Source organism: Paenibacillus antri, from assembly GCF_005765165.1.
Classification (GTDB): domain Bacteria; phylum Bacillota; class Bacilli; order Paenibacillales; family YIM-B00363; genus Paenibacillus_AE; species Paenibacillus_AE antri.
The window spans coordinates 95522-107233 of record NZ_VCIW01000024.1 but is presented as its reverse complement, the minus strand read 5'-3'; the positions used below and the strand labels follow the sequence as shown (position 1 = coordinate 107233).

At 55.9% G+C, this 11712-nt stretch carries 10 protein-coding genes, 15 tRNA genes and 1 rRNA gene; 25 read left to right on the top strand and 1 reads right to left on the bottom strand.

All coding sequences use genetic code 11. From position 1 onward, the window contains the following. From FE782_RS27345 to FE782_RS27240, 22 genes are all read left to right on the top strand, one after another. Window positions 1–143, top strand: a 23S ribosomal RNA gene (locus FE782_RS27345); the annotation flags it as partial. 95 nt (window positions 144–238) lie between these two features. Continuing rightward, window positions 239–311 (top strand) — tRNA-Thr (locus tag FE782_RS27340). Between the two features lie 18 nt (window positions 312–329). After that, window positions 330–406, top strand: a tRNA-Ile gene (locus FE782_RS27335). A 9-nt stretch (window positions 407–415) separates the two neighbouring features. Then, window positions 416–506 (top strand) — tRNA-Ser (locus tag FE782_RS27330). Between the two features lie 10 nt (window positions 507–516). Next, window positions 517–591: transfer RNA gene (locus FE782_RS27325), tRNA-Glu, on the top strand. 19 nt (window positions 592–610) lie between these two features. After that, a tRNA-Val gene (locus FE782_RS27320) sits at window positions 611–686 on the top strand. A gap of 16 nt (window positions 687–702) precedes the next feature. After that, window positions 703–779, top strand: a tRNA-Met gene (locus FE782_RS27315). A 12-nt stretch (window positions 780–791) separates the two neighbouring features. Further along, window positions 792–868 (top strand) — tRNA-Asp (locus tag FE782_RS27310). Window positions 869–875: 7 nt separating this feature from the next. Then, window positions 876–951, top strand: a tRNA-Phe gene (locus FE782_RS27305). Between the two features lie 28 nt (window positions 952–979). After that, window positions 980–1065 (top strand) — tRNA-Tyr (locus FE782_RS27300). Between the two features lie 9 nt (window positions 1066–1074). Then, window positions 1075–1149 (top strand) — tRNA-Gly (locus tag FE782_RS27295). Window positions 1150–1157: 8 nt separating this feature from the next. Beyond that, a tRNA-Arg gene (locus FE782_RS27290) sits at window positions 1158–1234 on the top strand. Between the two features lie 10 nt (window positions 1235–1244). Further along, window positions 1245–1317: transfer RNA gene (locus FE782_RS27285), tRNA-Lys, on the top strand. A 13-nt stretch (window positions 1318–1330) separates the two neighbouring features. Beyond that, window positions 1331–1413 (top strand) — tRNA-Leu (locus FE782_RS27280). Between the two features lie 12 nt (window positions 1414–1425). Then, a tRNA-Gly gene (locus FE782_RS27275) sits at window positions 1426–1500 on the top strand. Between the two features lie 13 nt (window positions 1501–1513). Then, window positions 1514–1587: transfer RNA gene (locus tag FE782_RS27270), tRNA-Pro, on the top strand. Window positions 1588–1757: 170 nt separating this feature from the next. Further along, on the top strand, window positions 1758–3026 hold the full coding sequence (locus tag FE782_RS27265; protein WP_138197523.1) for a hypothetical protein: 1269 nt from the start codon (window positions 1758–1760) through the stop codon (window positions 3024–3026). Window positions 3027–3101: 75 nt separating this feature from the next. Further along, the gene (locus tag FE782_RS27260) at window positions 3102–3833 is read left to right on the top strand and encodes an ABC transporter ATP-binding protein (protein ID WP_138197522.1); all 732 of its coding nucleotides are present in this window, start codon (window positions 3102–3104) and stop codon (window positions 3831–3833) included. Next, a complete protein-coding gene (locus tag FE782_RS27255) occupies window positions 3820–4572 on the top strand; it encodes an ABC transporter permease (RefSeq protein WP_138197521.1) in 753 nt (250 codons plus the stop codon). The genes FE782_RS27260 and FE782_RS27255 overlap by 14 nt, the downstream gene beginning before the upstream one ends. A gap of 13 nt (window positions 4573–4585) precedes the next feature. Further along, window positions 4586–6019 carry a sensor histidine kinase gene (locus FE782_RS27250; protein WP_138197520.1) on the top strand — a complete coding sequence of 478 codons (1434 nt, stop codon included), beginning with the start codon at window positions 4586–4588 and terminating at the stop codon, window positions 6017–6019. A 17-nt stretch (window positions 6020–6036) separates the two neighbouring features. Further along, a complete protein-coding gene (locus tag FE782_RS27245) occupies window positions 6037–6732 on the top strand; it encodes a response regulator transcription factor (protein WP_138197530.1) in 696 nt (231 codons plus the stop codon). A 42-nt stretch (window positions 6733–6774) separates the two neighbouring features. Further along, the gene (locus FE782_RS27240; RefSeq protein ID WP_138197519.1) at window positions 6775–7011 is read left to right on the top strand and encodes a hypothetical protein; all 237 of its coding nucleotides are present in this window, start codon (window positions 6775–6777) and stop codon (window positions 7009–7011) included. A 30-nt stretch (window positions 7012–7041) separates the two neighbouring features. Here the strand turns inward: FE782_RS27240 and FE782_RS27235 are convergent, their stop codons facing one another. Further along, window positions 7042–8049, bottom strand: coding sequence for a DUF3231 family protein (locus FE782_RS27235; protein ID WP_138197518.1), 1008 nt, complete (start codon window positions 8047–8049; stop codon window positions 7042–7044). Between the two features lie 276 nt (window positions 8050–8325). On the opposite strand from FE782_RS27235, the gene FE782_RS27230 reads away from it, so the two are divergent. The 3 genes from FE782_RS27230 to FE782_RS27220 are packed head-to-tail and all read left to right on the top strand — an operon-like array spanning window position 8326 to window position 11682. Next, on the top strand, window positions 8326–9069 hold the full coding sequence (locus tag FE782_RS27230) for a polyphosphate polymerase domain-containing protein (protein WP_138197517.1): 744 nt from the start codon (window positions 8326–8328) through the stop codon (window positions 9067–9069). Then, window positions 9062–9763, top strand: a complete 702-nt coding sequence (locus tag FE782_RS27225; protein WP_138197516.1) for a DUF4956 domain-containing protein — start codon at window positions 9062–9064, stop codon at window positions 9761–9763. The genes FE782_RS27230 and FE782_RS27225 overlap by 8 nt, the downstream gene beginning before the upstream one ends. Before the next feature lie 26 nt (window positions 9764–9789). Then, window positions 9790–11682, top strand: a complete 1893-nt coding sequence (locus FE782_RS27220) for a carbohydrate-binding domain-containing protein (protein ID WP_238392678.1) — start codon at window positions 9790–9792, stop codon at window positions 11680–11682. Window positions 11683–11712: the final 30 nt, after the last annotated feature.

The following is an 11712-nucleotide window of genomic DNA, read 5'->3' as shown; positions in this document are numbered from 1 at the left end:
AAAGCATCTAAGCGTGAAGCCCCCCTCAAGATGAGATTTCCCTGCTTGAAGACCCCATGTAGACGACGTGGTTGATAGGTTCGGGGTGGAAGCGCGGCAACGCGTGGAGCTGACGAATACTAATCGGTCGAGGACTTATCCAACATATTCGGAGTGTACAATTGTTTCGCATCCAGTTTTCAGGGGGCAAGACTCCTTGAACGCAACATATTGTTGTTTCTTGGCGGAAACAACGCATGCTGATGTAGCTCAGCTGGTAGAGCAACGCATTCGTAATGCGTAGGTCGGGGGTTCGAATCCCTTCATCAGCATAATCCGTTTTTTTGCGAGGGCCTTTAGCTCAGCTGGTTAGAGCGCACCCCTGATAAGGGTGAGGTCGGTGGTTCGAGTCCACTAAGGCCCACCATGTTTCAATAGAGAAGTGTCCGAGCGGTCGAAGGAGCACGATTGGAAATCGTGTAGACGTCTAAAGCGTCTCGAGGGTTCGAATCCCTCTTTCTCTGCCATAATATATACGGCCCGTTGGTCAAGGGGTTAAGACACCTCCCTTTCACGGAGGTAACAGGGGTTCGAATCCCCTACGGGTCACCATGATACACCCTACAAATAGGGGCGCTTAGCTCAGCCGGGAGAGCATCTGCCTTACAAGCAGAGGGTCGGCGGTTCGATCCCGTCAGCGCCCACCATAAGTTTTTATATCGTCGCGGGGTGGAGCAGTCCGGTAGCTCGTCGGGCTCATAACCCGAAGGTCGTAGGTTCAAATCCTGCCCCCGCAACCAATTCTTCATCGCGGAGCCGTGGTGTAGAGGCCTAACATGCCTGCCTGTCACGCAGGAGACCGCGGGTTCGAATCCCGTCGGCTCCGCCATTTTTACGGCTTGGTAGCTCAGTCGGTAGAGCAATGGACTGAAAATCCATGTGTCGGCGGTTCGATTCCGTCCCAAGCCACCATTTTCCAAGCAACATCGATTTGTCCCATGGGGGATTAGCGAAGTGGCCAAACGCGGGAGACTGTAAATCTCTTCTCTTACGAGTTCGGTGGTTCGAATCCATCATCCCCCACCATTACGATTCGCGGACGTGGCTCAGTGGTAGAGCATCGCCTTGCCAAGGCGAGGGTCGTGGGTTCGAATCCCATCGTCCGCTCCAAACGACGCGTGCCCTTAGCTCAGCCGGATAGAGCGTTTGACTACGAATCAAAAGGTCAGGAGTTCGAATCTCTTAGGGCACGCCATTATGAATACGAGCCATTAGCTCAGTCGGTAGAGCACCTGACTTTTAATCAGGGTGTCGAAGGTTCGAGTCCTTCATGGCTCACTTTGTTTCTTATGCGGTTGTGGTGGAATGGCAGACACGCTATCTTGAGGGGGTAGTGGGCGTACGCTCGTGGAGGTTCGAGTCCTCTCAACCGCATTCCCTACATAAGCGGACGTGGCTCAGTGGTAGAGCATCGCCTTGCCAAGGCGAGGGTCGTGGGTTCGAATCCCATCGTCCGCTCCACATGTAAAAACAACGGGACGTAGCTCAGCTTGGTAGAGCACCTGGTTTGGGACCAGGGGGTCGCATGTTCGAATCGTGTCGTCCCGATACTTATATATGGAAAAAGGGTCAAGCCGACGAGCTTGGCTCTTTTTTTGCATTCTACGAGTTAATAAACTGTTAATAGTTCCTTTAGAAGGATTCAATGGGCGTTGACTATAATGAATAACAAGAGGAAACGTTTCCCCTAAACAAGCCGTTACTTAAGGAGAGATCCCATGAAAGTCAGCAAGAAAGCGATCCCTGTCGTCGCCTTCGCGCTCGGCGCCTGTGTCTTCGTATCGACGGCGCTCGCGGATATGGCGCTCGGCACCGGCTACGACCGGCTCAAAGACGCGACGAAGCATACGGCCGCGCAGTTGGAGTCGGGGACGAACAATTTCACGCTCCAAACGTCCTACACATTGAAGGATAACGACCGGATCCTGCTGCACTCGTCCACTGTGAACAAGATCGACATGGTGAAGCAAGCGTCGGAAGAAACTTCTTCGACGCAGAACGGCGCCGGCGAACCGACGACGACGAGGTATTCGTATACCGATCGGGAACGTTCGATTTGGAAATACGACACGGAAGAGAAATATTACGTCATGGATTACCCGGAGGAATACCTTCAGGAGCAGAGCTCGTATAAGAATCCGTTCAACCAACGCGGGGCCGCCGAATTCGAACGCATCGTGGACGCCTTGGTCGGCAATTTGAAGGATCAGGTGCAGGTCGAAGAGTCGACGAACGGAGCCGTAACGTATTCGGGCAGCTTAACCGAGGCGCAGGTGCCTGCCGTCGTCAATGCCGTGGCTTCTTTCGGGGTCATGCAGCTGGTGAACGAGCAAGGGTATAGGGGCGAAAATCAGCGTCTGCCCGAGTTGACCAGCGACGTCTTCGTGAAGAAGGTAACCGGAACGGCGGTAGAGAGCGAGACGGGCTTGTTGGAGCAGGCGACGGGCGAAGTGATCTTGTCCGGGAAAGACGCCTCCGGCGCCGTTCACGATATGACGATGAGCGTGATCGTATCCTTGACGGACGTAGGGACGACATCGGTCGAGGCGCCGGATCTTCGGAATGCGGCGTTCGAGAAGGTCGGCAAATCGGGCATTACGGAAATGTATGTAGGAACCTACCGGAACGACATCGTCATGGAGAAGGACGGCAAGTTCCTGAAGATCGGCGAAAGAACGCTCGAGATCACGGGCGTGGACGGAGATAAAGTATCGGGCAAGTATTCCGAAACGGTCAAGCCCGGATTCGAGTCGGAGTACGGCGAACCGTACGACTTCACGTTCGAATACGAGCCGGACGGTTCCAAGCCGATGTCGTTCTTCACGTACGCCAACGCGCAAGGCGAGCAAGAGTACGGCCAGTTGTCTCCGGGAGGCGCGGGCAAGCTTTATCTCAACTTGCAGATCGAAATCATAGACGACAGCTCGTACCGTTCCAACGATAAACCGCATTTCAACGGAGAGTTCAACCGGGTGTTCGAAGAGTAGAAAATAGAGGCTGTCCCAGCGGCGCTGCGCGTCGCAGGGACAGCCATGTCAACGTTTCGGGAGATGTGGCCAACGATGAGGAAAGCGAAAGCGATCGAAATGATCGGTCTGACGAAGATGTATCCGAACGGCCGGGGCATGCGCGATTTACACCTATCGATCGACGAAGGGGACATATTCGGGTTTCTGGGACCGAACGGTTCCGGGAAGACGACCGCCATGAAGATGATGACGGGGTTAATGAAGCCGGACAGCGGCGAAGCGAAAATTTTCGGAACGAGCGTGCAGACGGACTATGTCCAAGCGATGAAGCACGTGGGCTGTATTATCGAAACCGCGGAATCGTACCCTTACTTAACGGCGAACGAAAACTTGAAGGTATTCGCCCGATTTTATTCTCATGTAGATCAACGAAGAATCGACGAGTGCCTGGAAATCACCGGCATGCTGAAATATAAGAACGAAAAATCTCGGAAATTCTCGCTCGGGATGAAGCAGCGGCTCGGAGTCGCGGCCGCGATCTTGTCCAACCCGAAGGTGTTGATTCTGGACGAGCCGCTGAACGGCTTGGACGTCGAGGGGATGCTGGATATGCGGAGATTGATCAAGCGGCTCTCGGAGGAGGAAGGCACGACGTTCTTCATCTCTAGCCACTTGATTCACGACGTGGAGCTGACCTGCACCCGGATCGGCGTCGTCTACGGCGGAAAGCTCGTGAACGAGGATTACACGAAGAACATTCTAAGCGATTACGCCTCGCTTGAACATTACTTCGTAAGCGAGGTGGAGCGACATGGAAGGGTTTAAAGCCGCTTTCCGCAACGAAATGTTCAAGCTGTTCAAGCGAAAGAAGATGAACGCGGCGGCGATCTTGGCCATCCTTGCCGTCGTAATCGGGCAAATCGCGGTGACCGCGGCGAAGCACGGACTCGGGCTGCGGATCGCGGGAGGGACCGAATTTCCGTTGGTCGTGTTGTCCGCCTTTTCCTATACGCTCTTGCCGTTATTCGCGACGTTCGTCGCGATCGATATGTTTAACGGCGAATTCTCGTCCAACACGATGAAGATTACGCTCGCGAGACCGGTATCCCGCCTCGGGGCGTTCAGCGCGAAGGCGGCTACCGTCGCCGTCTTCATTGCGGCGAGTCTGCTGTTCGTTATGGCGCTTTCCTTGGCTGCGGGGCTCCTCTTCAATCCGTCGACCGCGGGTTGGGGCGGGGTAGCGAGAGTGATGTTGTCTTACGGCGTAACGTTCCTTCCCGTCTTCGTGTTTTCGTTGCTCGTCGTATTGCTGTCGAACGTTATTCGGGGAGGTTTAGCCGTCTTCTTCCTATCGGTGCTTCTGTTTCTCGGCTTCCTGTTCTTAAGCGTCGTCTTTCCGAATGCTTCCAGCTTCCTCATCACGTCCATGTTCGATTGGCACGCGCTGTGGATTTCGGAGAACATCAACGTCTTTAAGATCGTTCGGCAAGGTTTGATTATGACGGGGTTCGGCGTTATGCTGTTTACCGCGGGGTATACGTTATTCGACCGTAAAGACTTATAGGAAGGTCGTCCGAATGCAGGTAACCAAACGGTTTTTCGCGATGAATGCCCTAGCGATGCTGGGAGCGTTCGCTTTCGCCTTCCTCTCCGCCGTCATCTTCGTCGCGGTGTATACGAGAGCGGTAGGCCCGGAGGCGAACCTGAACGACATGCAGCGAATATTCGAGACCCGCGCGGGAATCGGAGAAATCAAGAACGAAGCGGCATCGATGGATTTCGATCGGCTGCTCGAGGAACGATATTTGCAACAGCTGACGGACCGCGTCGAGATGCTCGGAGCGAACGCGGTCATCGTCCGCAATCGAACGGTGTTGTACGCGACGGGACCGATGAGCGCCGTCGACGTCGAGCGGAGCTTGTTGTTGTCGGAGCATGCCGGGGGGCTGGATACGCTGGAGCTTGCCGGAACGACGTATATGTTCGCGAAAGCCGAATACAAGCTTGCCTCGGGGGAAGATGGCGTTCTGCTGTTGCTCGCCCCGATGAAGCTGAAGTCGAACTTCTACCTTTTCCTAGGCGTCGTGACGCTCGGCGTCTTCTTCCTGACGTTCCTGCTGTTGAATCTGTGGGTTTCCTACCGGTTCTCGCGCGGCGTGATCGAGCCGGTCTCTCGTCTGAGGGACGCCGCCGTGAAAATCAGCGAAGGAGATTTGGACGGGGGCATCGCGGAGGAGGGCGAAGGGGAAGTCAGAGAGCTGTGCAGGACGCTGGAACTGATGCGAATCAAGCTGAAGGAATCGATTTACATTCAGCACAAATATGACGAGAATCGAAGCTTTCTCGTGTCGAGCATTTCGCATGATTTGAAGACGCCCGTCACTTCCATTCGCGGGTATATCGAGGGAATTCTAGATGGGGTCGCGCATACGCCCGATAAGGTACGGGATTACTTGGAGACGGCCCGTTCGAAGGCGCTGCAGGTGAACGCCATGATCGACGATTTGCTTCTCTATTCCAGACTGGACCTGAATCAGCTGCCCTACCACATGGAACGAACGGACCTCGAACGGTATTTCACGGATTGCGTCGAGGATCACCGTTACGAATACGAACAGGCGAACCTGCGACTGACGCTGCGAAGCGAGCTGAATGGACAGGTGCTCGTGTTTATCGATCGCGAACGGATGAAGCGGGTCGTTCAGAACATCCTCGACAATGCGAAGAAGTATATGAAGAAGGGCGACGGAGCCGTAACGATCGTGCTGCGAGCGACGTCGTCGTCCGCGGTCGTGGAAATTCGCGACAACGGGCAAGGCATTCCGGAGGAAGACGTGCCGCACATTTTCGAGAGGTTTTATCGAGCCGACCCGTCCAGGAAAAGCGCGGAAGGCAGCGGGCTCGGTCTCGCGATCGCGAAGCAGATCGTCGAGGGGCACGAAGGGAAAATATGGGCTCGAAGCAACGTCGGGGAAGGCACCCGCGTCATGATATCGCTTAGAATGTTATAACGAGGCCGGTGATGATCGTGAAACGAATCTTGATCGTAGAAGACGATCCGAGTATCGCGAATTTGCAGAAGGATTATTTGGAACTAAGCGGGTATTCCGTCACGATCGCCGATAACGGAACGGACGGATTGGCGCTCATGGAACGGGAACGGTTCGATCTGATCGTGCTGGACATTATGCTGCCCGGCGTCGGCGGCTTCGAGGTGCTGAAGGCGGTTCGGGAGAAGGAGGACATTCCCGTCCTCCTCGTCTCGGCCAGAGCGGAAGAAATTTATAAAGTGAACGGGCTCGGTCTCGGCGCCGACGATTATATTACAAAGCCGTTCAGTTCCGGCGAGCTTGTGGCGCGGGTGAACGCACACTTGAATAAGTACGAGCGAATGAAGGAACGGTTCGGGAAAGAACGAGAAGGCGCCAAGCTGACGGTGCGAGGACTCGAAATTCATAAGGAAGCCAGAAGAGTGTTCGTGAACGGGAAGGAAGTCGCGATGGCGCAGAAGGAATACGAGCTGCTGTTGTTTCTTCTCCAGCATGCGAACCGCGTGTTCGACAAGGAAGCGCTGTTCGAACGGGTGTGGGGCATGGATGCGCTCGGCGATGCGTCGACGGTTACCGTTCACATCGCCCGAATCCGGGAGAAGATCGAAGACAACCCTTCCAAACCCCAATATATCGGGACGGTATGGGGATCAGGGTACCGGTTTATCGTATGACCGAGGAGAGGAAGGAGGGACTCGATCACGAGAACAGAAGCGTTGCCCGCGAAAGCGGACGTGCTGAAGCAGTACGAGGTGTACGGGTACCGGATTGCGATGTACCTGTTGGGGGACGAAGCGTCGGCGGCCGAGGCTGCGAAGGATGCGCTGGCGGAGCTTTACCGGACGGACGCGTTCTTCCGCCAGCCCTCCGCGCAACAGATGCGAACCGCGAAGCAAGCGTTCATGAGGCACTCCTTGTCGACGAAGGCGTCGTCTCGAAGCTGTCTTTCTTAACGCCGTCCTGACTCCTCGCTTCGCAGGGGATTACTCGCCCGTCGCTTCCGGTTGTTTTTCTAACCATTCGTGTTTGACCATGAGGTTGTAGCAAAGAGCGCCGGCTTGCATCGCGTGGTTAAAAACTTGCTTGTAGTTTAAGATCATATCCGATCGCAAGCTGGCGCCGATGGCCGCTCCATAATAGGTAAGCGCCGTATTTACTAAGAAGGCTGCATGAAACATCATCAGCTTGTCCGAAAACGGGCTGACCGTGGAGTCCGTGATTTCCCCATCCCATTTCTTGGGAATCGGCAGGCCGTCTTGCTTAAGGATTTCGTCGAAGCTGTCGGCATCCTTCCCCGCTAATTTCACGTTTTTCAACATAAATTGGCGAACGTCGTCATGCTCCGCCACTTGGCTGAACGCTTTGCTTAACGACCGGACGAAGCCGGTTTTCTTGGAATTGAAAAAGAGGTTGCTGATTTCGGAGGAATTGAGCGGTCTCTTATCCCCGAATAAATTCGCGACGATCCCCGTCGTTTCGATAAATTCGATTCCTGAAGGCGAAGGGATCGAAGGAAATCCCGAATACAGCGGCTGAGAAGTCGATGCCTTCATGATTTTTTGAAACAATTGTTTCGCCGTTACGGTACATTCGAAAAAGTAGTTTTGGAGATCCTCCCGCTCGGAGCTTGTTAAGGCTAAGCTATAGGCGGTCAATCCATGGATCGTCATGATGTAGGAGTAAAAAAGTAAAAATTGGTCGGAAAAGAGACGCGGGGCCTCAAGATTGACGTCTTTCTCGGTGAATCCGAGGGGAACTTGGAAGTTCGATCCCTCCAGAAATGCGCTAATTTTCTTGATATGGTCTTCGGACAACTGCAGGGCGAACGACAAAATCGGTTTGATCTCTTGGTTGTCGACGATTTGCATAAAATACTTATACATGCATACCGACATGCTATCGCCTAGGTATTGGAGCCAAAGAGCGGATGCTTCCGCAGCGGTGAGCTTTTTCGTTCGCGTATCGGTTCGATCGATCGTTGCTGTCTTCATTGCGGTCTCTCCCGATGTTGGAATGTGTATCATGTCGATAGGTTAACGTTATGTTATGGAATTCATTATGAAATATACGGCACTTCGAAAAGAGGGCGGGATTCGCGTCGATGCGAACCCCGCTTTTTTGCGTTCTCGCGCGCCTTGGCATCGTCGCGGCTACATCGCGAATGAGCGCTTCAAACGTTCAGCTTACGTTCAACTAAGGTTCAGGGTCGATTCAGGCAAGGGGGCTACAATCCGTTATGTAAATGAAACGAAGGAGTGCAGCCCAAGATGGCGATCGAAGTGTTTAACCGGTACGAAAACAAATATTTGCTGGACGACGCGGCCTATCGGCGCGTGTACGATCGGCTGCTCGAATATATGGAGCTCGACGAATATAACAAGCGGCATCCGTATTATTCGATCGGCAACATCTATTTCGACACCTCGAACGACGCGCTGATTCGCAAGAGCCTCTCCAAACCGAAGTACAAGGAGAAGCTTCGACTCCGGGCTTACGGCGTCCCGAGGCCGGGCGCCAAGGGTTACTTGGAGCTTAAGAAGAAGGTGTTCGGCTTAGTCAACAAGCGAAGGACGTCTTTAACGCTCGACGAAGCGTTCGAATTCGTACGCACGGGCGTCGAGCCGGAGCACAAGGATTACATGAATACGCAAGTGCTGCACGAGATTCATTATTTCTTGCAGCGATACGAGCTTGAGCCGAAGGTGTATCTGGCCTACGAACGGAAGGCGATGTTCTGCATCGGCAACCGAGATCTGCGCATTACGTTCGACACGAATATTCGGTCGCGCCGGTACGACCTGAGGCTCGAGGACGGGGATTACGGCGAGCCGCTGCTCGAACCGGGACGTTGGTTGATGGAAGTGAAAGCGGAGAAGACGATTCCGATGTGGCTGTCGCGGATGTTGTCCGAGCATCGGATGTTCCGGACAAGCTTCTCGAAATACGGCAACGAATACAAGAAATACGCAGCGAACGGAAAGATCGTTAAGGAGGCCGCCATTTATGCTTGAATCTATCGAATCCCTATTCTCGTCCGCCGCCGCCGCGACGACGCCGGCGCTGACGTTGTCCCATGCGTTGACTACGATTCTGGTGTCTATCTTACTAGGAGGCGCGATCAGCTTTACGTACATGAAGACCAGCAACCGCAACGCCTACTCGCCGAATTTCACGCTGACCATGATGCTGCTGCCTGCGATCGTCGCGATTATTATCCTGCTCATCGGCAGCAATATCGCCAGAGCGTTCAGTCTGGCCGGCGCGTTCTCCATCATCCGGTTCCGAAGCGCGCCGGGAGACCCGAAGGACATCGCGTACGTGTTGTTCACGATGGCGGCCGGTCTCGCCGTCGGCGTAGGCAGCTTCGGTTACGCCGTTCTGTTTACCGTGCTGCTCTGCGCTTTAATGTTCCTTCTGAGTTTCTTCAAGTTCGGCGAACGAAAGACGACGCAACGACTCTTGAAGGTGACGATCCCGGAGGATTTGGGATACGAAGAGGCGTTCGCCGAAGTGTTCCGCACGTTCGGCATCGCCTATGAACTGAGGAAAGTCCGGACGACCGAGTTAGGCAGCTTATACGAGTTGGTGTACGCCGTCGCGATGGACCAGGCAACGAATCAGAAAGAGTTTCTGGACGCTATCCGGTGCCGGAACGGGAATTTGGACATTACGTTGACGATGACGCCGACGGCGAACGAAATCTAAATCGATACGAAAAGAGGACGAACGATATGAAAATGGAAAATAAACGGTTCAAGCTATGGGCTTTACTCTTATGTTTCGCCACGGCGTTGTCCGCGTGCGGCGGCGACGAGGATCCGACGTCGACGTCGGCTGCGGCCGCGGTTGCGGAGACCGCGGCGGCGCAAGCGAACGGGAGCGCCGAAACGTCGGCGGTCGTCGCTGCGGATCTGCCCGCCCAGGCGGCATACGAGGAAGAAGATCTCGCCGCGGATTGGAGCGCGGAAAGCCCGACTGCGATCGACTTGAATGCCGAAGCGGGGCCGGTGCGAATTACGGCCGCAGGGACGTACGCGTTAAGCGGAAAGCTAAGCGACGGCGGCATCGTCGTCGAGGTTTCGAACGAAGAGAAGGTGCGGCTCGTCTTGAACGGCGCGGACATTCATAACGAGAACGGCGCGGCGATCCGGATCGTAGAGGCAGAGAAGGTGTTCTTGACGTTACAAGAAGGGACGGAGAACGTCGTGTCGGACGGCGAGACGTATGCCGATATGGCCGAAGACGCGCCGAACGCCGCCGTGTACAGCAAGGCGGATCTCGTCGTGAACGGGACCGGATCGCTCGTCGTACAGGGCAATTACAAGGACGGCTTATCGAGCCGAGACGACTTGAAAATCGTTAGCGGCGCGATCGAAGTGCACGCAGCCGACGACGGCGTCGTAGGACGCGATGTGTTGGCGGTCAAAGACGGCTCGCTGACGGTCGAAGCGGGAGGCGACGGGCTGAAGTCGACGAACGATGCGGAAGAAGGAAGAGGGAATATCGCGATCGAAGGCGGCGCGTTCGTCATCGACGCCGGCGGCGACGGGCTGCAGGCGGCCGCGTCGGTAAGGGTCGACGGCGGCTCGTTCGACATCGTCTCCGGGGGCGGCAGCGCGAACGGCGAGGCGCATACGGATGATCAAGCCTGGGGCAAAGGAATGGGAGCTCGACAGCCGGCCGAATCGGCGGCGCCGTCCGCGACCGCAACGGACGCCGTAAGTATGAAGGGGATCAAAGCGGCGTCCCATATCGTGGCGACCGCCGGTACGTTCTCGATCGATTCGGCCGACGACGCGATCCACAGCAACGGAACGATCGCGATCGGCGGCGGGGAGCTGAGCGTCTCCTCCGGCGACGACGGGCTCCATGCCGACGCCTCGATCGTTATCGAAGGCGGGAGCCTCGTCATCGCGAAGAGCTACGAGGGAATCGAGAGCGCGGTCGTCGCGATCGCCGGCGGCGACGTTCGCGTCGCGGCCGACGACGACGGCGTGAACGTCGCGGGCGGTAACGACGGTTCTTCGGCCGGCGGGCGTCCGGGAGTAGATACGTTCGCCGAGACCGGAGACTACAAGCTCGTCATTACGGGCGGTGCTTTGATCGTGGATGCGGAAGGGGACGGTTTGGATTCGAACGGCTCGATCGAGATGAGCGGCGGCGCCGTCGTCGTATACGGCCCGACCTCCGCCGGCAACGGAGCCTTGGACTATAACGGCTCCTTCGAGCTGAAGGGCGGCACGTTAGTCGCCGCGGGAAGCTCGGGCATGGCTTCGGCGCCGTCCGACGTTTCGACGCAAGCGTCCATTCTTATGACGTTCCCGCAGACGCAAGCCGCCGGTACGACGGTTCGTCTGGAGGACGCCGCAGGCAACGAGATCGCGGCGGTCGCGCCGACGAAGGAGTTCCGGACGATCATCGTCAGTTCGCCGGAGATGAAGCTAGGCGAAAGTTACATTCTCTATTCGGGGGGCAGCGAGATCGTATCTTTCGAAGTTTCGCAGTCCGTCACTTGGTTGAACGAGACGGGCGCGACGGAAGCCCAGTCCGGCGGACCCGGCGGATTCGGCGGCGGCGGCCGCCGACCTTCTCTAGGCGAGCGGCCGACGCCTCCGCAGCCGTAACGGTTTCGAGGTCGGGCGGGCGCACGCACC